The organism is Streptomyces sp. CBMA291, from assembly GCF_014596525.1.
Lineage (GTDB): Bacteria > Actinomycetota > Actinomycetes > Streptomycetales > Streptomycetaceae > Streptomyces.
Window position 1 is genome coordinate 1 of record NZ_MSJP01000070.1, and the last position, 23,635, is coordinate 23,635.

Sequence of the window (23,635 nt, forward strand, 5' to 3'; positions counted from 1 at the left end):
GGCCCGTCGACGTGCGGGAGCCGCCGTCCGCCTCCGGCCGGGCGGAGGCGGCGGGCGCGGCGGCCGTCTGCTCGGCGAGGGCCTGGCGGCGGCGCTGGCGGTTGAGGTGGTGACGGGGCGTCGGCATCGTGCGGTGTCCTTTCGGGTGCGGGTGGCTCGCGCGGGTACGGCCCTGGTCAGCCGGTCGCCGTGCCGCCCACGGGGGCCTGGCCCAGGCCGCTGAGCTTCCACTGGCCGTCGGTGCGGGTGAGTTCGCCCAGCATGCGGCTGTCCTTGTCGGTGCTCTTGGCGTCGGAGGTCGTGACCGTGACCCGCAGGGCGACGAGCACCCGGGCCCGCCCGGACCGGTCGTCGAGTTCCGTGACGGCGCCGGAGAGCACCCGGGCCGTGGTCACCGTCTTCGCGGTCCTCACCTGGTCGGTGAACCGCGCCCGCCCCTCGACGAGTTGGCGGTGCAGCTCGCCGGTCGTGGAGGACTCCCAGAGGTCGATCCCCTGGTCGACCTTCCGGTGGTCGAGGGTGTTGAGGTTCTGCACGGCCTGCTCGCCCGCCGCGAGCGCCCGGTCGCGCTGCACGGCGTACGCGGCGGAGTCGTCGTGGGCGGCGGCGTACCAGTCCCGGCCCGCCCAGGCCGCGAATCCCGCCGCGACCAGGGCCAGGACGAGGGCCGCTGCCAGGGCCGGGCGGATGCCCGCCGGGGTGCGGTCCGCGCGTGTCATGGGGTGCTCCCGTCTCCCGCTCATGGTCAGCGGGCCTTGATGTCGACGATCTGCCACCGGTCTCCCCCGAGAGTCGCGGTGACGGTGAGCTGGGCCGCGGCCGAGGTGGGTGCGGCCCCGTCCCGCCGCGAGGTCTGGTCGAGGAACACGAGGAGACGCGCGCTGTCCCCGTCGAGTTCGATCACCGCGGTGCGGACGGCCTGTGTGCCGAGGGTGATCCGCTGCTTCACCAGGCTCGCGCGGACCTGCGCGAACAGGTCCTCGTACTGCCGGGCCGCGCGTCCGGCCAGCACGTGGTCGGCGGAGCGTTCGGCGGCCTCGGTGTTGCCGGGGGTGTAGGAGAAGACCCGGGCGAGGCCCTCCCCCACGTCCCCGGCGACCCGGGCGGTGGCCCCGGCGTCGGTGAGCGCCTGATTCCGCGCGGCCGGGGTCGACCGGAGCCCGTTCGCCGCGTGGAAGAACCAGCCACCTGCGACGAGGAGGGCGAGGACGGCGACGGCGAGGAGGACACCGGGACGGGGGAGGCGCGACCGACGGGGGGCCGGGTCCTCACTGTCGCCGTCCGCGCCCTGGACCGGGGCCTCGCTGTCGCCGTCCGCGCCCTGGCCCGGAGCCTCACTGCCACCGTCCGCGCCCTGGGCCAGGGCCCCGTCGTCGTGTACGTCCGCGTCGTCCGTGCGGGCTGTGGCCTCGTCTGCTCCGGCGCCTGGGCCCGAGCCCGCGTCGTCCGTGCCCGCCTCGTCCTCGGCGACGGCCTCCGCCCCGGAAACGGCACCCGCATCGGCGGTGTCCCGTACCGGGTCGGGCCCGTCCCCCGGCTCGGACCCGTCCGTGGCCTTCCGGGGCCGTTCGGCCCCGGTGTCCTTCGCGTCCGCGTCCGGCCCCGAGGCCCCGGTCTTCGTGCCTTCACCCGGCCCGGGGGTCCCCGTCTTCGCACCCCGGTCCGGTCCGGAGGTCCCCGTCCTGGCTCCGCCGATCGGCCCGGAGGCCGCCCTCTGTGTGTCCCTCAGGATGCGCGTCACCGCTTTCCGCCCTTCTCCGTTCCGGCGACGGGCACCGCGCTCAGCGCCGCGACCTTCCAGGTGCGCTCGCCCGTACGCGTCAGGACGGCCTCCAGGCGCTTGCGGTCACTGGACGGTTTGCCCGGCCCGAGGGGCGTCACCTCCACCCGTACGGTCGCGATGAGCTTCGCCGTACCGGCCCTGGTGTCGAGCGCGGTGAGCGCCGCCTCGGTCACCGTGGCGCGTGCCGAGGCTCCCTCCGCGGGCCGGGTGCCGCCCAGTTCGGTGCGGAGCGGGCCGGTGGAGGACTCCCGCCAGGCCTCGATGCCCGCCTTCGCGCGCGCGGTGGTCGAGGCGTCGAGGGTGTTCAGGACGGTGAGGCGGTCACGGCCCTCGGCGAGGGCGGTGTCCCGCTCGCGGCCGAAGGCGAGTTCCTGATCGCCCCGGGCCCGCGCGTACGTCCAGGCGCCCGTGCCGCAGAAGCCGAGGGCGACGACGAGGGCGCAGGTGCCGAGGACACGGGCCCGCCTCATCGGGTGCTCCCGGTGCCCAGGCCGAGGAGACCGGCCATGTCGGTGGGGTTCCCGGAGTCGCCGGGCAGGGCGAGCGCGCCCGGCAGGCCCGTCCGCTGGGCCGCCGTGCCGGTGGCCGTGCCCGCGCTGCCCGAGGGCAGGGAGCCGGGCTTGGCGGCGGCCGGTACGGGGCCGCTCGCGGGGGCCTGTCCCGAGCCGCGTACGTTGACCCCGCTCGCCGCCGGACTCGTGCAGGAGGCGCCGGTGTTGAGGGCGGGCGCGGTGCCCAGGTCGAGGCCGTTGCGGTAGCGCGTGCCGCCGTATCCGGAGGTGCAGGGCAGGGGTTTGAAGAAGGTGACCGCCAGGCCGATGTTCAGGTGTCCGTCGTCGACGGCGGTGGCTCCGGCGGAGACGGCGGCGGGGTACTTCACCAGCAGTTCCTCCATGCCCCGCTGCCGGGTGACGGCCAGTTCCGAGGTGGTGAGGAGGTTGGCGAGGACGACGCTCAGACTGGGGTCGAGGTCCCGCAGGAGGCCGCTGACCTGCCCGGTCGCGTCGGGTGCGACGGCCAGGAGGCGGCGCAGGTCGGCGTCGGAGCCCTTGAGGGTGGCGGCGAGGTCGCGGGCTCCGGTGGCGAAGTCGCGGATGGCGCGGCTCTCCTCTGCCTGGGTGCGCAGGACGACCTCGCCGTCCTCGATGAGCCGGATGGTGGTGGGCAGCGACTCGTCGGCGGCCTCGACGAAGCCGCTGCCGCTGTCCAGGAGGACCTGGAGGTCGTCGCCGTGGCCCTCGAAGGCCTTGCCGAACTCGTCGACGACCGTGCGCAGGGAGTCCAGCGGTACGGAGCCGGCGAGGCTGTTCATGCTGGCCAGGACGTCGGTGACGGGGGCGGGGACCTCGGTGTCGGTCTGTTCGATGCGGGCGCCGTCGGCGAGGTAGGGGGCGCCGTCGCTCTCGGGCCGCAGGTCGATGTACTGCTCGCCGACGGCGGAGAGCCCGGCGACGACGGCTCGGGCGTCGGCGGGGATGCGGGGCGCGGACTTCTTGATGCGCAGTTCGGCCACGACGCCGTCGGCGGTGAGGTCGATGGCGCCGACGCGGCCCACGGAGACGCCCCGGTAGGTGACGTCGGAGTGGGTGAACAGACCGCCGGTGCGGGCGAGGTGGACCCGGACGGTGTAGTGGTCGGCGACGCCCGCGTACCGGCCCAGGTCGGCGTAGCGGACGCCGACGTAGCCGAGCACGAGGACGGCGATGACCAGGAAGGCGAGGTTCTTCAGGCGTACGGTGCGGGTGATCACCGGGGGTCGCCTCCGTCCTTCGGTGCGGTGGTCCGGCCGGACGGGACCGTCGTGACCGGCGGCAGCGGCAGGGCCGTGCCGCGGCTCCGGGCGGCGCCTTCCGCGCCCGGTTCGGGCTCGGGCTCCGGTTCGGTGGTCGGGGTCGGCGAGGGGGGCGGGAGTTCGTCGCGGGGGATCAGCGGCGGGGTGACCTCGGTGCCGGGGGCGGCGGTGAGGTGCAGATAGGTGTTGAGGTAGTCGCCCTTGACGCCCTTGAGGACCTCGTCGGTGAAGGGGTATGTGAGGAGTGCCTGGAGTGACTCGGGCAGGTCGGCCCCGGCGTCCGCGAGGGCGGTCAGGGTGGGGGCGAGGGCCTTGAGGTCGGCGACCATGTCCTTCTTGCCGGCGTCGATGGTGCTGACGGCGACCCCGGAGAGGGTGTCGAGGGCGCGCAGCATGGTCAGGAGCGAGCCCCGCTGGTTCTCCAGGGTCTTCAGACCGGGCGCGAGTCCGGTGAGGACGGTGTCGACGTCCTTCTTGCGTCCGGCGAGGGTGGCGGAGAGCCGGTTGAGTCCGTCGAGGGCGCGGGTGATGTCGGCGCGGTGCGCGTCGAGGGTGGTGACGAGCGTGTTCACCCGGTCGAGCATGGAGCGCACCTCGGGTTCGCGGCCGCCGAGCGCCGCGTTGAGTTCGCGGGTGATGGTCTTGAGCTGGTTGACGCCGCCGCCGTTGAGGAGCAGGGAGAGGGCGCCGAAGACCTCTTCGACCTCGGTGTTGCGGCTGGTGCGGGCGAGGGGGATGACGCTGCCTTCGGTGAGGCGGCTGCCGTCGTCCTTGGGCGGGGCGACCAGTTGGATGTACTTCTCGCCGAGGAGGCTGGACTGTTCGAGGCGGGCGCCCGCGCCCGCGGGGAGCCGTACGTCGCCGTTGATCCTTAGGGTGACGCGGGCGGTCCAGGTGCCGGCGCCGGGGGCGAGTTCGATGGCGGAGACGCGGCCGACGGCCACGTCGTCGACCTTGACCGCGGACTGCGGGACGAGGCTGAGGACGTCGTCGAGTTCGGCGGTGACGGTGTACGGGTGGGAGCCGAGGTCGGCGCCGCCGGGCAGCGGGAGGTCCTCGATGCCGTCGAAGCGGACGGGGTGGGCGGGGAGCCCGCCGAGGATCACGGCGATGCCGAGTCCGAGGGCGACGACGGCGACGGCGCCCGCGCCGAGGGCCTTCCCCGAGGGGGTCGCGTTGCCTTTCACCGGTCTCCCTCCGCGTCGGTGCCTGTGGGGCTTTCGGTGGGCGAGGGGCTACCGGTGCCTGCGGGGCCTTCGGTGTCCGAGGAGGCGCCGGAGACGGGCAGCGGGAGGAGGGGTCCGCCCGAGCTGATCTCGTTGAGGTTGGCGCGTCCGTGCAGGGTGCGGGTGTCCTTGTCGTAGGCGTCGACGAGGTTGCTCGCGGCGAGCGGGGCGACGTCGAGGGCCTCGGCGAGGGAGGCGCGCTGGTCGACGAGGGTCTGGGTGAGGGGCACGAGCCGGTCGACGTTCTTCTTGAGTTCGCCCCGGTTGTCCTTGATGAAGGTCTTGACCTGGGCGAGGGCCTTGCCGAGTTCCTTGAGGGCGGCGGCGAGGTCGTCCTTGTTCTCGGCGAAGTAGGTGACGACCTCGTCCAGGCGTTCCTGGGCGGTGCGGACGTCGCCGTCCTTCTTCCTGAGCATGCCGGTGAAGGTCTGGAGCTGGCCGAGGGTGGTGAAGAGCTGTTCGCTGCTGCCGTCGAGGGTCTTGGCCGCCTTGCCGAACTCCTCGATGGAGGTGCCGATGGCGGCGCCGTTGCCCTTGAGGTTGCGGGCGCCGGTGTCGAGGAGTTCGGAGAGGGCTCCGGCGGAGTTGGCGCCGTCGGGGCCGAGTGCCTCGCCGAGCCGGGTGATCGAGTCGTAGAGCTGGTCGATCTCGACGGGGGTGCGGTTGCGGGATGCGGGCAGTTGGGCGCCGTCGGCGAGGGCGGGTCCGCCGCCGTAGGCGGGGGTGAGCTGGATGTAGCGGTCGGCGACGATGCTGGGGGCGACGACGAGGGCGCGGGCGCCGGCGGGGACGCGGACGCCTTCGTCGAGGCGGAGTCCGACGCGGACGCGGGTGCCCTGCGGTTCGACGGACTCGACCTCGCCGACCCGTACGCCGAGGACGCGCAGGTCGGATCCGGCGTAGATGCCGACGGCCCGGTCGAACCAGGCGGTGACGTGGGTGCCTTCGGAGCGCAGGACGCGGACGGCGACGAGTCCGCAGGCGGCGAGCACCACGAGGGCGACTCCTGCGACGAGGGGTTTCCTGGCTCTGGTCATCGTGTGGCACTCCCCTGGGCCGTCGGCTTCTGTTGCGGCGGCATGCATCCGGTCGCGGGCTGCGAGGTCGCGGGCAGGTAGCTTCGGGGCACCACTCCGCAGAGATAGCTGTCGAACCAGCGCCCGTTGCCGAGGGTGTTGCCGACGAGCCGGTAGTACGGGCCGATGAGGGCGAGGGTCTTGTCGAGTTGGCCGCTGTTCTTCTCCAGGACGCCGGTGACGCGGCCGAGGGCCTTGAGGGTGGGGCCGAGCTGCCGGTCGTTGTCGTCGACCAGACCGCTGAGTTCGGTGCCCAGGGCCTTGCTGCCCTTGAGGAGGGCGCGGACGGCGTCGCGGCGCCTCTGGAGTTCGCCGAGGAGCGATCCGCCGTCCTCGATGAGCGTCTCGAAGCTGGACTTCTTGTCCTCCAGGGTCTTGGTGAACCGCTTGCTGTTCTCCAGGAGCCGGACGAGTTCGGTGTCGCGCTTGGAGACGGTCTTCGACAGTTCGGACAGGCCGGTGGCGGCGTTGCGCACGTGCGGCGGGGAGTTCTTGAAGGTGTCGGAGATGGTCTCGAAGCTCTCGGCGAGCTTCTCGGTGTCGATGGCGTCGACGGTGCCGCTGAGGTCCTGGAAGGCCTGGGTGACGTCGTACGGGGAGGTGGTGCGGGACCGGGGGATGCGGGTCCCGGGGTCCTGGGGGGCGGAGCCCAGCGGGTCGAGTGCCAGGTACTTCTCGCCGAGGAGGGTCTTGATGGCGATGGCGGCGGTGGACTTGTCGCCGACCCAGGCGTCGCCGACCTCGAAGGTCACCTTGACCTTGGGCCCGTCGAGGGCGACCGCGGTGACCTTGCCGACCTTGACGCCCGCGATGCGGACCTCGTCGCCGGTGTCGAGCCCGGCGGCTTCGGTGAAGTCGGCGCTGTAGGCGGTGCCGCCGCCGACGAAGGGAAGCCGTTCGACGTTGTACGCGAGGGCGGTGAGGAGGCCCAGGAGGACGAGGCCGACGACGGCGACGGCGATCGGGTTGCGTTCCTTGACCGGTGTGAACAGGGGGCGGGGTCTCATCGGCCGCACCTCGTCTCGGTGACGGTGATGCCGGTCGGCGGCTTGGAGCCGTCGGAGGTGCCCACGCCGCTCACGCGTGCCTCGCAGAGGTAGAGGTTGAACCAGGAGCCGTAGGAGGACAGGCGGGCGAGGGCCGTCATCTTGGCGGGGGTGTTGGCGAGGAAGGCTTCCAGCTGGGGCGTGTGGTCGCCGAGGGTGCCGGAGAGGCGGCCCAGTTCGCGGATGTCCTTCTTCAGGGGCGCGCGGGCTTCCTGGAAGAGTCCGGCGGTGGTGGTGGTGAGGTCGCCGATGGCCTGGACGGCCTCGCCGAGGGGCTTGCGGTCGCCGTTGAAGCCGGTGACGAGCTTGCGGAGGGTGACGACGAGGTCGCCGAAGGCGGCTTCGCGGGTGTTGAGGGTGGTCAGGACGGTGTTGAGGTGGGTGACGACCTGGCCGACGACCTCGTCCTTGGCGGCGACGGTCCGGGTGAGGGAGCCGATGTGCTTCAGGAGGCTGTCGACGGTGCCGCTCTCGCCCTGGAGGACCTGGACGAGGGAGCCCGCGAGGTCGTTGACGTCGGCCGGTGAGAGCCCTTCGAACAGCGGCTTGAAGCCGTTGAACAGCAGGGTGAGGTCGAGTGCGGGGGTGGTGCGGGCGAGGGGGATGGTGTCGCCTTCGGCGAGGCTGCCGCCGAGGTCGCCGGTGCCCTGGCCGAGGGAGACGTACCGCTGGCCGACCATGTTGAGGTACTTCACGGCGGCGGTGGCCGAGGACGGCAGGGCGCGGTCCTCGCGGACGGTGAAGGTGACCTGGGCGGTGCGCCGTTCGACCACGCGTACGTCGGTGACCTCGCCGACCTTGACCCCGGCGACCCGTACCGAGTCGCCCTTGACGAGCCCGGTGACATCGGTGAACAGGGCCTTGTAGGAGCGGGTGTCGGAGCCCACTCCGGTGTTGGCGACGCTGAAGCCGAGGACGGTGGTGGCCAGGGCGGTGACCAGGACGAACGCGAGGGACTTGAGGACCGTTCCGGTCAGTCCGCGGCGGCGCGTGTGGGAGGGAGGCGTCGTCATCGCAGGGTCACCTCCGCGCCGCGGAAGGCGGGTCCGGCCAGCAGGCTGCTCCAGTCCGGCAGGTCGCCGGGCCGCTTTCCGGCGGCGGGGGCGAGGAGTTCGGTGACGAGGTCGTTCTCCTGCGGGGAGTTGGCGGGCCCGAGGTCCTGGTCCGTCGCGGCGGAGGCCCGTGCGGCGGGGGCGGCGGGCGCGCCGAGGTAGGGCACGGGGTAGCAGTTCGGGCCGCCGCCGGAGCCGTAGGAAGGCTTGTCGCGGCCGGGGACGTACGCGCCGCGCGAGGGGACGGTGGAGACCTCCACGTGCAGTCCGGGCTTGTCCGTGCCCTTGCCGAGCGCCTTGTCCATGGCGGGGACGAACTGGGCCAGGGTGCGCAGGGTGCAGGGGAAGGACGGGGAGTACTCGGCGAGCAGGTCCAGGGTGGGCCTTCCGGTGGCGCTGAGCCGGATGATGTTGTCCTTGTTCTGGCGCAGGAAGGCGGTCAGGTCCTGGGAGGTCCGGGTGGTGGCGCCGAGGGTGTCGGCGAGGGCCGCCTCCTGCTCGGCGAGGGTGCCGCTGGTGGTGGTGAAGTCGGTGAGCGCCGTGACGATGTCGGGGGCGGCGTCCGCGTAGAGGTGGCTGACCTTCACGAGTTCTTTCAGGTCGCGGGTGAGGGCGGGCAGTTGGGGGTTGAAGCGGGTGAGGTGGGCGTCGAGCCGGGCGAGGGTCTCGCCGAGCTTGTCGCCGCGTCCTTCGAGCGCCTGGGAGACGGCCGACAGGGTGGCGGAGAGCTTCTGCGGCTGTACGGCGGTGAGCAGGGGCAGGACGTTGTCGAGGACCTGCTGGAGTTCGACGGCGTTGCTGGAGCGGTCCTCGGGGATGACGGCGCCGGGGTCCAGCGGCCGGCCGGAGGGGGCGGCGGGCGGGACGAGGGCGACGAAGCGTTCGCCGAAGAGGGTGGTGGGGAGCATCTGCGCGCGGACGTCGGAGGGGACGTGGCTCAGGGTTCCGGGGCGCATGGCGAGGGTGAGCCGGGCTCCGCCGTCGATGGCGTCGATGGCGCGGACCTCGCCGATGACGACGCCGCGCAGTTTCACCTCGGCTCCGAGGTGCATTTCGTTGCCGACGTCGCCGGTCTCGACGACGACCGGGTCGGAGTCGGTGAACCTCTTGTCGTAGACGGCGACCGCGAGCCCGGCGAGCAGGGCGGGCACCAGCAGGAAGACGACACCGGCGAACCGGCGGCGTACGGTCTCGGCACGTGAGTCGCTCATGTCACCCCGCCACCTTCACGGTCGTGGTCGCGCCCCAGAGGGCCAGCGAGAGGAAGAAGTCGGTGACGCTGATCAGCACGATGGCGTTGCGTACGGAGCGGCCCACGGCGATGCCGACACCGGCGGGACCGCCGGAGGCGCGGTAGCCGTAGTAGCAGTGGGCGACGATCACCATGACGCTGAAGATCAGCACTTTGAGCACCGAGAGGATGACGTCCGTCGGGGAGAGGAAGAGGTTGAAGTAGTGGTCGTACGTGCCCTGGGACTGGCCGTTGAAGAGGACGGTGACGTAGCGGGAGGCCAGGTAGGAGGAGAGCAGCCCGATGGCGTAGAGGGGGATGATGGCGACGACGCCCGCGATGATCCGGGTGGTGACCAGGTACGGCATGGAGCGGATGCCCATGCCTTCGAGGGCGTCGACCTCCTCGTTGATGCGCATGGCGCCGAGCTGGGCGGTGAATCCGGCGCCGACGGTCGCGGACAGGGCGAGTCCGGCGACGAGCGGGGCGATCTCGCGGGTGTTGAAGTAGGCGGAGACGAAGCCGGTGAAGGCGGCGGTGCCGATCTGTTCGAGGGCCGCGTAGCCCTGGAGTCCGACGACGGTGCCGGTGAACAGGGTCATGGCGATCATGACGCCGATGGTGCCGCCGATGACCCCGAGGCCGCCGGAGCCGAACGCGACCTCGGCGAGAAGCCGTTGGACCTCCCGAAGGTACCGGTGCAGGGTCCTGGGGATCCAGACGAGGGCGCGGACGTAGAAGAGGAGCTGGTCTCCGGAGCGGTCGAGCCAGACGAAGGGGGAGGCCATCGTGCTCATCCTCCCTTCGGCGGGACGATCTGGAGGTAGATGCCGGTCATCACCATGTTCACGAAGAACAGCAGCATGAAGGTGATGACGACGGACTGGTTGACGGCGTCGCCGACGCCCTTGGGGCCGCCCCGGGGGTGCAGTCCCCGGTAGGCGGCGACGATGCCCGCGATGAACCCGAAGATCAGGGCCTTCAGTTCGCTGATGTAGAGGTCCGGCAGCTGGGCGAGGGCGGAGAAGCTGGAGAGGTACGCGCCGGGGGTTCCGCCCTGGAGGATGATGTTGAAGAAGTAGCCGCCGAGGGTGCCGACGACGGAGACCATGCCGTTGAGCAGGAAGGCCACCGCCATGGTGGCGAGGACGCGCGGCACGACCAGGCGCTGGACGGGCGAGACGCCCATGACCTCCATCGCGTCCAGTTCCTCCCGGATCTTGCGGGAGCCGAGGTCGGCGCAGATGGCGGAGCCGCCCGCGCCGGCGATGAGGAGGGCGACGATGAGCGGGCTCGCCTGCTGGATGACGGCGAGGACGCTGGCGCCGCCGGTGAACGACTGGGCGCCCAGCTGCTGGGTGAGCGAGCCGACCTGAAGGGCGATCACCGCGCCGAACGGGATGGAGACGAGGGCCGCGGGCAGGATGGTGACGCCGGCGACGAACCAGAACTGCTCGATGAACTCGCGGAACTGGAAGGGGCGCCGGAAGACGGCCCGGCCCACCTCGACGGCGAGGGCGAAGAGGCGGCCGGTCTGCCGCAGCGCGCCCGCGATCACGAGCCGCTCCCCTGGGCCGGGAGCGGGACGGTCGGCGCCGGGGCGTGGTGGGCGTAGTTGTCGCGGATGGCCGCCTGGGCAGCGGGCGGCAGTCGGTCGAGCATGCCGAGGACGCGCTCGCGGTGGCGGGCGACGGCGGCACGCGGGGGCAGTCCGGGGGAGGGCTCCAGCTGCGGGACGATGCCGGGGGGCGGTCCCGGGCGGCGGGTGGCGGGTCCGGCGGGGCCCGCGGCTTCGGCGGCGAGCAGGGCTGCGTCCTTCTCCTCCGACATGCCGATGGGGCCTTCGCGGCGCCCGGCGAGGAACTGGGTGACGACCGGTTCCTCGCTGGTGAGGAGCACTTCGCGGGGTCCGAAGGCGACGAGGTCGCGCCGGAAGAACATGCCCATGTTGTCGGGGACGGTGGCGGCGATGTCGAGGTTGTGGGTGACGATCAGCATCGTCGCGTCGATCCGCGCGTTGAGGTCGATCAGGAGCTGGGACAGATAGGCGGTGCGGACGGGGTCGAGACCGGAGTCCGGTTCGTCGCACAGGACGATCTGCGGGTCGAGGACGAGCGCGCGGGCCAGTCCGGCGCGCTTGCGCATGCCGCCGCTGATCTCGCCGGGCAGTTTGCCCTCCGAGCCGAGGAGTCCGACGAGGTCGATCCGTTCCATGACGATGCGACGGATCTCGGATTCCCGTTTGCGGGTGTGTTCGCGCAGCGGGAAGGCGATGTTGTCGAAGAGGGTCATGGAGCCGAAAAGGGCTCCGTCCTGGAACATGAGCCCGAAGAGTTTCCGGGTCTCGTAGATGTCCCGTTCCGGACTGCTGACCATGTCGACACCGTTGATGAGGACACGGCCCCGCTGGGGTTTCAGCAGTCCGATGAGTGATTTCAGGAAGACCGTCTTGCCCGTTCCGGAGGGGCCGAGCATGACGCTGACCTCTCCGGCCGGCAAGGTCAGAGTCACGTCCTGCCAGATGTTCTGCTTGCCAAAGGACATGGTCAGACCCTCAACGACTACTTCGATTCCCATCCCACCTCCAGCAAGCGTGCGTCGGGCGTGCACACTGCGGGCGCACGTTAAGTCGGAGCGGATCACCCGGACAATAGGGCGGTCGGGAAAACCTTGATCCGTTTCCGTTTTTGTCACCGCGGAGACAAAGCCGGGAGCGGACCTTGTCTCCGCGGAGACAGAGCGGGGTGCGCCGCCCGGGACGACCGGGTGGACGGTCCCCGCCCGTGGTGACCCGCCCCCGCGAGGGGGCGGACCGGGGGCGGTCCGTCACGCGGACGGTCCGCGAATCCGCGCCGACCTGCGGCGGGACCCTGGCAACGCGAACGCTACGACCCGGTAACCTCTCCCGGCAATACCGGATTCCGAGATTTCGCGAAACAGTGCCTCGCGGTGCGGCTTTTATCAGCGGGGAGACAGTTTTATTTTTCCTCTTGTCACCTTGGAGAGCATTTCACGGTCGCGACCAGGGCGTTTGGATACCTTGGACGTCGACCACCTGCCGGGATCTCGCATGATCGATCATAATTGTCGACATTGCGCACTTCGGAACCAATCGGATTCCCGCCATCCCTCACTCTCTTGACAGGGGAGGCGACGTCTTCAAAGAATCATGGACTGCGCCATTGTTCAGCTAAGTTTCCCGCAAGTAACGTCTGGGTTCGCGGCCGATGGATTCGAGCCGCCGGCCGCCCGTCCCCTTCGCGGCCACCCCTCTGCCGGTCACATCCCCAAGGAGAGTCCCAGAGCCATGAAGAAGTCCATGAGAAACCTCGCCGTCGTCGCCGGTGGCGCCTCCGCCGCCTTCGCCCTCGCCGTCTCCCCCGCCTCGGCCGTGCCCTCCACGGTCTGGACCGTCAGCCCGTCCCCGGCCAGCATCACCGCCGTCAACAGCGGGAACATCGTCCTCAGCGTCAACGGCGTCGCCATGACGTGTACGAAGTCGAACGGCACGGGCACGGGCTCCAGCACCACCGGCAACCCGGCGACGGTCGGCACCATCAACACCATCGCCTTCGGCGCCACCGGGGCGCCCTGCACCAGCGTGCTGGGCAACGTGACCACCGTCGCGGCCACCCCCTGGACGATCGTGGCGGAGGACTACACCGCCGCGACCGGCGTCACCAAGGGCTACGTCGGCAACGTCGACGCCACCGTGACCGTCGGCGCCTGCGTCTTCCGCGTCACGGGCAAGGCGACCAGCACCTACACCAACTCGACGGGCGCGCTGGCCGTCAACAGCGTCGCCGGTGACCTCACCGTCGTCTCCTCGACCGGCTGCGGCGTGGCCGTCCCGGTCGGCGCCAAGCCCACCTTCAAGGGCACGTACCTCTTCAAGCAGGGCACCGTCATCCCGACGATCGTCGGCAGCAACCCGTAAGGGGCGGGCACACCGCACCTCCGCGCCCGCCCGGCCGACGAGGCCGGCCGGGCGGGCGCGGCCCCCTTCCGGGCAGCCGGCCCTCCGCCGGATCCATCCCCCGAGGCGCCACCCGCGACCCGCGCGGACCGACCGCACCCTTCGCCGGCGCGCCACCCCCGCCGGCCCACGAACGACCCGAGCGGAGCATCGGATGAAAGGCCCACGGCCCACCTCTCGATCCGCCCGCGCCCGTGTGCGCGGCGCGACGATCGCCGCGTTCGTGGCGCTCGCGCCCCTGCTTCCCGCGGCGGCCGTCGCCGTCGGGACGCTGAAGGTCGACACCGCGCTGCCCTACGTCTGCGCCCTGCCCTCCGGGCCGCAGGCCGCGACGGTCAGGATCACCGCGGCCTTCCCCGAACGGACGGACGTGGGCGAGGAGATCCGGCCCGCCGACGTCACCACGACGGTGGAACTCCCCGCGGCGGCCGTGGCCGACCTCGCCGCCCTCCAGGCCGCCACCGTAAGGGCCGAGACCCGGCTCACGGTCGCCGTGGCCCAGGGCGAACAGCACGCGGAAGCCACCTGGAGGGGCACGGCGCAGCCCGTCGACGTACCCGCCGAAGGGCCCCTCGTCCTCACCGCCACCGGCGACGTGCCGTCCCTGACCACCGACCGCGCGGGCGAACTGACCCTCACCGCCGGAAGCCTCGCCGTGGACCTGGCGCCCGGCACCGCCGAAGGAACGACCGCCGCCCCCGCCACCGCCTCCCTCTCCGTCCTGTGCGCCCCCGGACCGGACGCGCAGGACCGTACGCTCCTCGCCACCGTCCCGGTCGGCGACGGCGCCGGAACCGGAACCCCCACCGGGGAACCGGGCACCACGCCCGCCTCGCCCTCCGCGCCCACGCCCACCGGCCCCGGGCTCCCCTCGCGCCCCCTGCCGTCGCTCCGGACGGCACCGGGCGACGCGGAACCGACGGACGGCGCCCCGAAGGATCCGAAGGCGGCGGGACAGCAGGCGGACCGGGGGCCGAAGGCCGCCGACGAGGGCACGCCGCCGGGCACCACCCCGGCGCCCCGGCCCCCCGCGCCGTCCTGCCTCACCAAGGACCCGACCCCGATGTCGCTCTCCGCGTACATCACCGGCTACGCCAACGTGCGGAAGCTGAACGGCGCCTCGCTCATCCCGGTCTCCTGCATCCTGATCGAGCAGGGACTCATGGAGTTCCCCCCGGACCCGCCGCCGGAGGGCGAGTTCCACATGTTCACCCTGTCGCACGGAAACCTCTCCTACCAGGGCCGCAAGCAGACCCCGCCCTTCACCGCCACCTTCCTGACCTTCGACTTCCAGCCGGTCACCGCCACGATGGTCCTGGAGCAGACGGGCCCCATCACCATCAGCACGCTGCTCCGCATCGTCGCCACCGGTGACAACTACCTGGACAACACGGTCCGGGCCCCCCTCGTCCTGCGGGTGCTCGACGTCAAGGTCGACGGCGTCAAGCTGGACGTGGGCCCCTCCTGCCGTACGGCGACATCGCTCACCTCGCCCGATCCCCAGGCCGCCCGGTACCCCGGCGACCACCTGCTGATGACCGGCCTCGGGAAGATCCCCCTCGGCGAGCCCGCCCAGGGCTACATCCTCACCAGCGGCGGCCCCCTGACCGGGGAAGTGACCATTCCGGCCTTCAAGGGCTGCGGCTCCGGCGGCGAGAACTTCGACCGTCTGCTGACCGCCTCCATCTCCGGCCCCGGCAACTACGTCAAGCAGATGCAGGGGCAGACCTGCACCGTCCTCAGCGACGTGCCGACCGACGACCCTCAGTGCACCGAGGACCTTCAGCCGTACGTGGTTCCCAAGCCCGAGCGCTGAGACCCGCGCCGCCCCGGCCAGTCCCCCCGGGCCGCGCGCACTCCCGTACCGCACTCGTCACCGCTCCCCTCCGACGTCAACGAAAGGCATCCGCCATGCCGCTCGTCTCCTCCCGCACGAAGCTCGCCGGTCTCGCCGCGCTCACGGCGCTCGGCTCCTTCGCCGCCGTCGGCACCGCGACCGCCGCGACGACCCCGGTGCTCAACGGCTCCTGGGCGCCGTTCTCCCGCTGCCCCGTCGACGCGGCGCCGATGCTCGCGGCCGACGGTCTCGACAAGTCGCCGCAGTGCGTCTCCTCCTTCTCGGCGAACGGCACCATCAAGCTGGGCAACAGCACCGTGGTCACCGGCAAGAGCGATCTCCAGCTCGGCATCGTGCAGAACCCGGACGGCACCAGCAGCGTCGTCGCCCCCGCCGCCGGTGCGATCATCGCCGACTCCGCCACCGTCCCCGGCGGACTGCTCGGGCTGATGTGCCCCAACGACATCCCGCTCATCTCCGACGTCTGCAAGTCGATCACCAACGCCGACCTCAACAAGATCACCGCCACCCTGGAATCGGTCGGCACCCCCTCCGACTTCGACCAGATCGCGGGCGTCCTCACGGACCAGCCGATCGTGACCATCCCGGTCCGCGTCCACCTGGAGAACCCGATCCTGGGGAGCAACTGCTACATCGGCACCAAGGCCAACCCGATCCTGCTGCGCCCGCGCAACCTCGACGCGCCCGCCTTCGGCGTCGAGCGCTTCGACGGCAACGGCTCCGCGAACGAGGAAGGCGACATGAGCCGCCTCAACCTCCTCGGCTCCACCCAGGTCGACAAGACCTTCGCCGTCCCCGGTGCGAGCGGCTGCGGACTCCTCGGCATCCTCGACGGCGCCGTCAACCTCAAGAACGGGCTGCCCTCGGCCGCCGGCAAGAACAGCCTCGTACTCAACAACACCCAGACCTACCTGGGCGGCCTGTACGCCCCCGGCACCGCCGCCCCCAACGCGGGCAGGACGCTCGCCCAGAACTGGCACTCCGCCGTCAAGTAACGGCCACGCAGGGTCGATTCCCGGCCTACTCGGCGGTACGGAGTCGTTCCGGGACACCAACTCTTGCGCAAGTTGTGTACAGCACAGATCAGTTGTCCTAGCTTCAGCACTCCCCGTCGGTACGCACCTGACCGTGCACCGCGGCGCCCGTCCCCGCCAGGACGGGCGCCGCTGTCCATCCCCCACCGGTCACGCAGGAAGCAAGGGATCGGTCATGCCCGCCACCGCACCGTCACCGCACATCGGTGAACCGCTCGACCCGCTCCCCCGGGAGTTCGCCAACATACTGCGACCGGAGATCCCCGGGCTCCTCAAGGAGATCGGCGTGGAGGTCCAGCGGACCTATCCCGTCTACGCCCGTCTCTTCAACGGCCCCCACTCCGACGGCATCCGCCACGGCGTCGAGCAGACCCTGACGGCCTTCGTCGAGCGGATCGCCGACCCCGGCACCACCCCGGCCCTCCGGGACGAGATGCTGCGCAAGTTCGGCCGGGTGGAGGCCTACGAGGGCCGCGACCTCGAAACACTCCAGGGGGCCTACCGGCTCGGCGCCCGCATCGCCCTGCGCCGGGTCCGCGGCATCGGGCTCACCTACAACCTCTCCCCCACCCTGATCCTCGCCTTCGCGGACGCCCTCTTCGCCTACGTCGAGGAGCTGGAGGCCCTCTCCCGTGAGGGCTATCTGACGGTCCAGGCCCGCACGGTCTGCGATGTGGCGGCGCTGCGAAGACAGCTGCTCCATCTGATCGTCGCCGGACCGCCGATGCCCCGCGCCACCATCGCCGAGCTGTGCCGGGAGGCGTCCTGGCAGCTGCCCGCCACCTGCACCCTGGTCGCCCTGCGCCCCCCGGCCGGCGAACTGGCGCGCGGCGCGCTCGACCGGGACGTCCTCGCCGACCTCACCCTCCCCGAGCCGCACCTGCTGATCCCCGGGCCCCTCACCCCCGAACGCCTGGCGATGCTCGACACCGCCCTGGCCGGAGTCCCCGCCGTCGTCGGCCCGACCGTGCCACCGGCCCAGGCCGCCCACTCCCTCCGGTGGGCCCGGCGGGTCCTCCAGCTCATCGACGAGGGCATCGTGCCGGACGCCCCCGTCGTGCACTGCGAGGACCATCTGACAACGTTGTGGCTGCTCTCCGACCCGGCGCTCGTCGACCATCTCACCCGCCGCGAACTGGCCCCGCTCGACGGGCTCTCCGGCTCACGGCGCGACCGGCTGATCGAGACCCTGCGGGTCCACATCTCCACCCGGGCCCCCGCCGAACAGGTCGGCGAGATGCTCGGCGTCCACGCCCAGACCGTCCGCTACCGGCTGCGGAACCTGGACAGCCACTTCGGCCCCCGGCTCGTCGACCCCGACCACCGCTTCGCCCTGGAGGCGGCCCTGCGCTCGCTCCACCTCCAGGCCGGGAAACGGGCGGACTGAACGGCGGCTCCCCGGCCGGACCCCACTCCCTGTCAGGGGCCCGGCCGGGCGCGCCCGTCGTCAGCGCGTGCGGGGCTTCAGCCGGCAGCGGGCCGGGCCGTCCACCTGGAGGGTGATCGCCGAGCTGATCGGCACCTCGACGTCCACGGCGTCGAGGTCGTACCGCTGGAGGATCATCGCGAGCGCCACCCCCGATTCCAGCATCGAGAAGTGCTGGCCGATGCAGGCGCGCGGTCCGCCGCCGAAGGGGAACCAGGCGTACCGGGGGCGGGCCGCCTCCGCCTCGGGCGTGAAGCGGTCCGGGTCGAAGCGCTCCGGGTCCGTCCAGTAGTCCGGGTGCCGGTGGGTGACCCAGGGGGCCACGATGACGTCCGCGCCCGCGGGAATGGCGACGCCGCCGATCGTGGTCGCGGCGACCGAGCGGCGGCCGATGACCGGTGCTGCGGGGAAGAGCCGCATGGCCTCCTTGAGGACCCGGGTGAGATACGGCAGTGCGTCGAGGTCGGCGGCGCCGGGCTCCCGGCCGCCGAGCACCCGGTCGACCTCCTCGTGGGCCCGCTCGCGCGCCTCGGGATGGCGGGCGAGGAGGTGCAGGGCGAAGCCGAGGGAGGTCGCGGTGGTCTCGTGCCCGGCGAGGAGGAAGACGAGGACCTGATCGCGCAGTTCGGCCGCGTCGAAGCTGCCGTCCTCCGTGCTCTCCGCCGCGACGAGGAGCGTGAGGAGGTCGTCGCCCGCGCCGGGGTCGCGCCCGGCCTCGCGGCGGGCCGCGATGATCCGGTCGCACACCTCGTACAGTGCCCGGTGCACGGTGGCCGCCCGGCGGTTGGCCGGGGTGGGCCAGTTCCGGGGCACGTTCAGCGGGGAGTAGCCCCTGCGGAGGACATAGGCGCCCACCTCGGGAAAGCTGCTTTCCACGATCTCCACGGCCTCGTCGACGTCCGTGCCGAAGAGGATGCGGGCGACGGCGCGCAGCGCGAGCCGGGTCGTCTCCTGGAGGATGTCGACGGTCCCGGCGCCGCTCTCCTCCCATTCCCGGGTGAGGGTGGCGACCTCGGCGGCGATGGCCGAGGCGTAGCCGTCGACGCGGCGGCGGGTGAAGAGCGGCTGGACGAGCCGGCGCTGCCGCAGATAGGACTCGTCCTGACTGGTGAGCAGTCCGTTGCCGAAGGACTCCCGGATCTCCTGGTAGAAGTTGTTGTCCTTGCGGAAGTTGGCGGACTCCCCCGCCAGGACCTGCTGGGCGCCGTCGGCGGAGAAGACTCCGTAGACGGTGCTGCGGATGCCGGGCGGGCCCGCGGTGATCCGTACGACGTCGCCGTGGTCGCGCCGGGCGCGCAGGAAGGTGCCCAGCGAGTCGGCGCGCAGCTCCAGCATGGAGCCGAGCAGTGGGTTCCCCGCGACTTCGGGTGCTTCGGTACCGGTGGTGACGGCCATGGTCGTTCCCCTCGATCGTCGATGTGCGCGGTGATTCTCCCGCAGGAAACGGCCCGTGGGGGGCAGTCCGAACGCCGTTCGGGATCCGGGCGGTTGCGGCGGGAGGGCGGATGTCAGTGGGGTCTGGGAGGCTCGTGTCATGGAGCGACCCGTACCGGCCGAACGGCCCGAGATGACCCTTCAGCTGACGATCGACTGCGCCGACCCCCGGCGTCTGGTCCCCTTCTGGCAGGAGGCCTTGCGTTACGTCCCCGAGCCGCCGCCGGCGGGGCACGCGTCCTGGCGTGCGTACTGGGAGGCGATCGGCGTCCCGGCGGAGGAGCTGTCGGAGGGTGTGGGCGAGTTGCCGGAGTCCCTGGTGGACCCGGCGGGGGTGGGCCCGCGCGTCTGGTTCCAGGCGGTCCCGGAGCCGAAGTCCGTCAAGAACCGGATCCATCTGGACCTCAAGGTCGGCGGGGGCCGGGAGGTCCCGCAGGCGCTGCGGAGGGAGCGGGTGGACGGCGAGGTGGAGCGGCTGACGGCCCTCGGGGCCCGGGTGCTGTACGTGATGGACGAGCCGGACGGCATGGATTACTACGCCGTCGTCCTCCAGGATCCCGAGGGCAACGAGTTCTGCGTGGTGTGAGCGGGCGCCCGGCCCGAGGGCCGGGCGCGGGCCGCCTGCCGCTATCGGGCGAGGGCGCGGCCGATCACCATGCGCTGGATCTCGCTGGTGCCCTCGAAGATGGTGTAGATGGCCGCGTCCCGGTGCATGCGCTCCACCGGGTACTCGCGGGTGTAGCCGTTGCCGCCGAGGATCTGGACGGCCTGGGCGGTGACCTTCTTGGCGACCTCGCTGGCGTACAGCTTGGACATCGAGCCCTCGGCGCGGGTGAAGGGCTTGCCCGCCGTCGCCATCCAGGAGGCGCGCCAGACGAGGAGACGGGCCGCGTCGATCTCGGTGGCCATGTCGGCGAGCTGGAAGGCGACGCCCTGGTGCTCGATGATCGGGCGGCCGAACTGGACGCGGGTCTTCGCGTAGTCGAGGGCGACCTCGTAGGCGGCGCGGGCGGTGCCGACGGCCATGGCGCCGACCGAGGGGCGGGAGGCCTCGAAGGTGGCCATGGCGGCGTTCTTGACGCGCTCGCCGCCGGTTCTGGCCTTCTCCCGGGCGCGGGCGAGGCGCTCGTCGAGCTTCTCCTTGCCGCCGAGGAGGCAGCTGCCGGGGACGCGGACGTCCTCCAGGACGACCTCGGCGGTGTGGGAGGCGCGGATGCCGTGCTTGCGGAACTTCTGGCCCTGGGAGAGGCCGGGGGTGTTCGGCGGGACGATGAAGGAGGCGTGTCCCTTGGAGCCGAGTTCCGGGTCGACGACGGCGACGACGACATGGACGTTGGCGATGCCGCCGTTGGTGGCCCAGGTCTTGGTGCCGTTGAGCACCCATTCGTCCTTGGCCTCGTCGTACACGGCGCGGGTGCGCATGGAGGAGACGTCGGAGCCCGCGTCGGGCTCGGAGGAGCAGAAGGCGGCGACCTTGACGTCGGTGGCGTCGCCGTACATCTGCGGGAGCCAGGTGCCCATCTGCTCCTCGGTGCCGTTGGCCAGGACGCCGACGGCGGCGAGTCCGGTGCCGACGATGGAGAGGGCGATGCCCGCGTCGCCCCAGAACAGCTCCTCCATCGCCATGGGGATGCCGAGGCCGGTCGGGTCGAAGAACTGCTGGGCGTAGAAGTCGAGGGAATAGATGCCTGTCTTGGCGGCTTCCTGGATGATCGGCCAGGGAGTCTCCTCACGCTCGTCCCATTCGGCGGCGGCGGGCCGGATGACGTCGGCGGCGAAGCCGTGCAGCCAGTCGCGGACCTGTCGCTGGTCCTCGTCGAGTTCGAGCGTGAAGTCGCCCATCGTGCCTCCAAGGAGTGCGTTACTTCCGGTAACAGTAGTCTGTTACCGGCGGGTAAGAGCTGTCAACCTGCGGCGGAGCGATTCGGCCCGCCCGGCACCGGAGACCTGCCGGGTGTTACGTTGCGAAGGCTCAGGAAAACCACGGCGGGGAGACACGCTCATGGACATCGCACACCCGACCTCCGACCGGCAGACGCCCGCCGAGCAGCGGCGGCGCGAACTGCTGGAGGCGGCGGACCGGGTGGTGCTGCGGGACGGCCCCAAGGCCTCCATGAACGCGATCGCGGCCGAGGCGGGCATCACCAAGCCGATCCTCTACCGCCACTTCGGCGACAAGGGGGGCCTCTACCGGGCCCTCGCCACCCGGCACACCGACGCGCTGCTCGACGCGCTCAGGGCCGCGCTCGACGCACCCGCCGACCGGCGCAGCCGGGTCGAGTCCACCCTTGACACCTACCTCGCTTCGATCGAGGCGATGCCGCAGGTCTACCGCTTCCTCATGCACCCGGCGGAGGAGTCCCAGCAGACCGAGCAGGGCTTCGACGTCGGCCGCCACTCCGCGCCGCTGCTGCGCCGCATGGGCGAGGAGCTGGGCCGGGTCATCGCCGAGCGCGTCGACCTCGGCCCCGGCGCCGAGACACAGGCCCGGATCTGGGGCCACGGCATCGTCGGCATGATGCACGCGGCCGGCGACTGGTGGCTCGGCGAGCGCCCCTGCACCCGCGAGGAACTCGTCCGGAGCATGGCGGACCTCCTCTGGGGCCGCCTCGCCCAGGCCCCGGACCTGCCGGGGGGCCCGGGGTTCTGACCCGGGACGGGAGGCTGGAGCCGGAACGGGGTTCCGGCCCGGCCCGGGATTCCAACCCGGTTTGAGGTTCCGGCCCGGCCCGGGGTTCCGGCCCGGGATTCCGGCCTCAGCCCTCCAGTGCCGACGCCCGCGTCCCCCAAGGCTGCTTGCGGATCGCGCGCAGCAGGCGTGACTTGCGCCACCCCGAGACGTGGTCCGCGTAGACCCCGCCGTCCAGATGGTCGGTCTCGTGCTGGAGGCAGCGGGCGAAGAATCCCGTGCCCTCGATCCGTATCGGCGTGCCGTCCACCCGTACGCCCTCGACCACCGCGCGGTCGTGGCGGGGCGTCGGCGCCTCGAGGCCCGGCAGCGAGAGGCAGCCCTCCGGTCCCCGGACGACCTCGCCGTCCGCCGCCACCAGACGCGGGTTCACCACATGGCCCAGATGCCGGGTCTCCTCGTCGTCGGGGCAGTCGTAGACGAAGACCCGCAGCCCCACGCCGACCTGGTTGGCCGCGAGCCCCACCCCGTTCGCCGCGTACATCGTGGCGAACATGTCCTCGACGAGCCGGGCCAGTTCGGGGCCGAAGTCGGTGACGGGCTCGCAGGGGGAATGCAGTACGGGGTCGCCGAGCAGGGTCATCGCTCGGACGAGGCCGGAACTGCCGGGGATCGGCCGGTTTCGCATGGCCGTAAGGGTACGGTCCGCCGTGACCTCGCCGTTTCGGGCGGCCTCTCCACGGTGCCGCTGTTCGGGCTGCTGACCGGATCTCGATAGGCTGAGCCCGGACCGACGCAAGGAGGAACAGGAACGATGTCAGGACACCCCGGTAATCCAGAGCCGCTGTCGCCGCGCGCCAAGCTGGCCGTGACGGCGGGCAAGGCCGCGGCCGCGGTGTCGCGGGCAGCGGGGCGCGGCAGCGGATCGGTCATCGGCGGCCGGGTGGCGCTGAAGCTCGACCCCGATCTCCTCGGCCGGCTCGCGCAGCATCTGGACGTCGTCCTGGTGTCCGCGACCAACGGCAAGACGACCACGACCCGGCTGATCGCCGAGGCCCTGCGCGCCAGCGGCCCGGTCGTCTCCAACGCCCTCGGCGCCAACATGCCCGCCGGCATCACCTCGGCGCTGGCCGGCGGCTCGGACGCCCGGTACGGCGTGATCGAGGTCGACGAGAAGTACCTCGCCGGGGTCGCCCGCGACACCACGCCCAAGGTGATCGCGCTGCTCAACCTCTCCCGCGACCAGCTCGACCGCGCCGCCGAGACCCGGATGCTCGCCGAGAAGTGGCGCGAGGGCCTCAACGGCACCAAGGCCGTGGTCGTCGCCAACGCCGACGACCCGCTCATCGTGTGGGCCGCCTCCTCCTCACCCAACGTGGTGTGGGTCGCGGCGGGCCAGGAGTGGAAGGACGACGCCTGGTCCTGCCCCGCCTGCGGCGGTGTGATGCAGCGGCCGGGCGACGACTGGTTCTGCGGCGAGTGCGGCTTCCGCCGCCCCGCGCCGAGCTGGGCGCTCAACGGCGACCACGTGCTCGACCCGCACGGTTCGGCCTGGCCGATCCGGCTCCAGCTGCCCGGCCGCGCCAACAAGGCGAACGCCGCCACCTCGGCCGCCGTCGCCGCCGTCTTCGGGGTGCCGCCGCAGGTGGCCCTTGAACGCATGTACCAGGTGCAGGCGGTCGCCGGCCGCTACGACGTGGTCTCCTTCCAGGGCCGCGACCTGCGGCTGCTGCTCGCCAAGAACCCGGCCGGCTGGCTGGAGACCTTCTCCCTGATCGACGGACCGCCGGCCCCGGTGATCCTCTCGGTCAACGCGCGCGGCGCCGACGGCACCGACACCTCCTGGCTGTGGGACGTGGACTACGGCCGGCTCGCCGGGCACCCGATCATGGTGATCGGCGACCGCAGGCTCGACCTCGCGGTCCGTCTGGAGGTCGCCGGTGTGGACTTCCGCGTCTGCGAGACGCTGGACGAGGCCGTCTCGATGGCCCCGCCCGGACAGATCGAGCTGATCGCCAACTACACCGCGTTCCAGGACGTCCGCCGCCGCGTCGGCAACTGACCCGCAAAGG

At 71.9% G+C, this 23,635-nt stretch carries 22 protein-coding genes; 7 read left to right on the forward strand and 15 right to left on the reverse strand.

Annotated features, from left to right (window positions below):
- Window positions 1–176 precede the first annotated feature (176 nt).
- The 12 genes from BU197_RS17675 to BU197_RS17730 form a co-directional block, all read right to left on the reverse strand.
- Entirely contained in the window at window positions 177–719 is a 543-nt protein-coding gene (locus BU197_RS17675; RefSeq protein WP_188269248.1) for a nuclear transport factor 2 family protein, read from the reverse strand.
- Between the two features lie 26 nt (window positions 720–745).
- On the reverse strand, window positions 746–1,363 hold the full coding sequence (locus BU197_RS17680; RefSeq protein ID WP_188269277.1) for a hypothetical protein: 618 nt from the start codon (window positions 1,361–1,363) through the stop codon (window positions 746–748).
- Window positions 1,364–1,737: 374 nt separating this feature from the next.
- Window positions 1,738–2,253, reverse strand: coding sequence for a hypothetical protein (locus BU197_RS17685; protein ID WP_188269249.1), 516 nt, complete (start codon window positions 2,251–2,253; stop codon window positions 1,738–1,740).
- Window positions 2,250–3,533 carry an MCE family protein gene (locus BU197_RS17690; RefSeq protein ID WP_188269250.1) on the reverse strand — a complete coding sequence of 428 codons (1,284 nt, stop codon included), beginning with the start codon at window positions 3,531–3,533 and terminating at the stop codon, window positions 2,250–2,252. The genes BU197_RS17685 and BU197_RS17690 overlap by 4 nt, the downstream gene beginning before the upstream one ends.
- The gene (locus tag BU197_RS17695; RefSeq protein ID WP_188269251.1) at window positions 3,530–4,762 is read right to left on the reverse strand and encodes an MCE family protein; all 1,233 of its coding nucleotides are present in this window, start codon (window positions 4,760–4,762) and stop codon (window positions 3,530–3,532) included. Before BU197_RS17695 ends, BU197_RS17690 begins: the two co-directional genes overlap by 4 nt.
- On the reverse strand, window positions 4,759–5,838 hold the full coding sequence (locus BU197_RS17700; protein WP_188269252.1) for an MCE family protein: 1,080 nt from the start codon (window positions 5,836–5,838) through the stop codon (window positions 4,759–4,761). The genes BU197_RS17695 and BU197_RS17700 overlap by 4 nt, the downstream gene beginning before the upstream one ends.
- A complete protein-coding gene (locus tag BU197_RS17705; protein WP_188269253.1) occupies window positions 5,835–6,884 on the reverse strand; it encodes an MCE family protein in 1,050 nt (349 codons plus the stop codon). The genes BU197_RS17700 and BU197_RS17705 overlap by 4 nt, the downstream gene beginning before the upstream one ends.
- Window positions 6,881–7,936 (reverse strand): MCE family protein, encoded by a 1,056-nt coding sequence (locus tag BU197_RS17710; RefSeq protein WP_188269254.1) that lies wholly within the window; start codon window positions 7,934–7,936, stop codon window positions 6,881–6,883. Before BU197_RS17710 ends, BU197_RS17705 begins: the two co-directional genes overlap by 4 nt.
- Complete coding sequence (locus BU197_RS17715; protein WP_188269255.1) at window positions 7,933–9,186, reverse strand: MCE family protein; 1,254 nt, start codon at window positions 9,184–9,186, stop codon at window positions 7,933–7,935. The genes BU197_RS17710 and BU197_RS17715 overlap by 4 nt, the downstream gene beginning before the upstream one ends.
- Before the next feature lies 1 nt (window position 9,187).
- The gene (locus BU197_RS17720; protein WP_188269278.1) at window positions 9,188–9,994 is read right to left on the reverse strand and encodes an MlaE family ABC transporter permease; all 807 of its coding nucleotides are present in this window, start codon (window positions 9,992–9,994) and stop codon (window positions 9,188–9,190) included.
- A 5-nt stretch (window positions 9,995–9,999) separates the two neighbouring features.
- Window positions 10,000–10,764 carry an MlaE family ABC transporter permease gene (locus tag BU197_RS17725; RefSeq protein WP_188269256.1) on the reverse strand — a complete coding sequence of 255 codons (765 nt, stop codon included), beginning with the start codon at window positions 10,762–10,764 and terminating at the stop codon, window positions 10,000–10,002.
- The gene (locus BU197_RS17730; RefSeq protein ID WP_188269257.1) at window positions 10,761–11,783 is read right to left on the reverse strand and encodes an ABC transporter ATP-binding protein; all 1,023 of its coding nucleotides are present in this window, start codon (window positions 11,781–11,783) and stop codon (window positions 10,761–10,763) included. The genes BU197_RS17725 and BU197_RS17730 overlap by 4 nt, the downstream gene beginning before the upstream one ends.
- 730 nt (window positions 11,784–12,513) lie before the next feature.
- On the opposite strand from BU197_RS17730, the gene BU197_RS17735 reads away from it, so the two are divergent.
- The 4 genes from BU197_RS17735 to BU197_RS17750 all read left to right on the forward strand — a co-directional run bounded on the left by BU197_RS17735 (window position 12,514) and on the right by BU197_RS17750 (window position 17,461).
- Window positions 12,514–13,143 (forward strand): hypothetical protein, encoded by a 630-nt coding sequence (locus BU197_RS17735; protein WP_188269258.1) that lies wholly within the window; start codon window positions 12,514–12,516, stop codon window positions 13,141–13,143.
- A 193-nt stretch (window positions 13,144–13,336) separates the two neighbouring features.
- Window positions 13,337–14,998 carry a DUF6801 domain-containing protein gene (locus tag BU197_RS17740; RefSeq protein WP_188269259.1) on the forward strand — a complete coding sequence of 554 codons (1,662 nt, stop codon included), beginning with the start codon at window positions 13,337–13,339 and terminating at the stop codon, window positions 14,996–14,998.
- 95 nt (window positions 14,999–15,093) lie between these two features.
- A complete protein-coding gene (locus tag BU197_RS17745; protein WP_188269260.1) occupies window positions 15,094–16,035 on the forward strand; it encodes a hypothetical protein in 942 nt (313 codons plus the stop codon).
- Between the two features lie 214 nt (window positions 16,036–16,249).
- Window positions 16,250–17,461 carry a helix-turn-helix domain-containing protein gene (locus tag BU197_RS17750; protein ID WP_188269261.1) on the forward strand — a complete coding sequence of 404 codons (1,212 nt, stop codon included), beginning with the start codon at window positions 16,250–16,252 and terminating at the stop codon, window positions 17,459–17,461.
- A gap of 60 nt (window positions 17,462–17,521) precedes the next feature.
- On the opposite strand, the gene BU197_RS17755 is transcribed toward BU197_RS17750, so the two are convergent.
- Window positions 17,522–18,895, reverse strand: coding sequence for a cytochrome P450 (locus tag BU197_RS17755; RefSeq protein ID WP_188269262.1), 1,374 nt, complete (start codon window positions 18,893–18,895; stop codon window positions 17,522–17,524).
- A 139-nt stretch (window positions 18,896–19,034) separates the two neighbouring features.
- On the opposite strand from BU197_RS17755, the gene BU197_RS17760 reads away from it, so the two are divergent.
- The gene (locus tag BU197_RS17760; protein ID WP_188269263.1) at window positions 19,035–19,520 is read left to right on the forward strand and encodes a VOC family protein; all 486 of its coding nucleotides are present in this window, start codon (window positions 19,035–19,037) and stop codon (window positions 19,518–19,520) included.
- Between the two features lie 41 nt (window positions 19,521–19,561).
- Here the strand turns inward: BU197_RS17760 and BU197_RS17765 are convergent, their stop codons facing one another.
- Complete coding sequence (locus BU197_RS17765; protein WP_188269264.1) at window positions 19,562–20,776, reverse strand: acyl-CoA dehydrogenase family protein; 1,215 nt, start codon at window positions 20,774–20,776, stop codon at window positions 19,562–19,564.
- A 160-nt stretch (window positions 20,777–20,936) separates the two neighbouring features.
- Between BU197_RS17765 and BU197_RS17770 the strand changes: the two genes are divergently transcribed.
- Complete coding sequence (locus BU197_RS17770; RefSeq protein ID WP_188269265.1) at window positions 20,937–21,584, forward strand: TetR family transcriptional regulator; 648 nt, start codon at window positions 20,937–20,939, stop codon at window positions 21,582–21,584.
- Between the two features lie 106 nt (window positions 21,585–21,690).
- Here BU197_RS17770 and def read toward each other — a convergent pair whose 3' ends face one another.
- Entirely contained in the window at window positions 21,691–22,251 is a 561-nt protein-coding gene (def, locus tag BU197_RS17775; RefSeq protein WP_188269266.1) for a peptide deformylase, read from the reverse strand.
- A 126-nt stretch (window positions 22,252–22,377) separates the two neighbouring features.
- Between def and BU197_RS17780 the strand changes: the two genes are divergently transcribed.
- Window positions 22,378–23,625: a Mur ligase family protein gene (locus BU197_RS17780; protein ID WP_188269267.1), complete on the forward strand. Its 1,248-nt coding sequence runs from the start codon at window positions 22,378–22,380 to the stop codon at window positions 23,623–23,625.
- The last annotated feature ends 10 nt before the right edge of the window (window positions 23,626–23,635 follow it).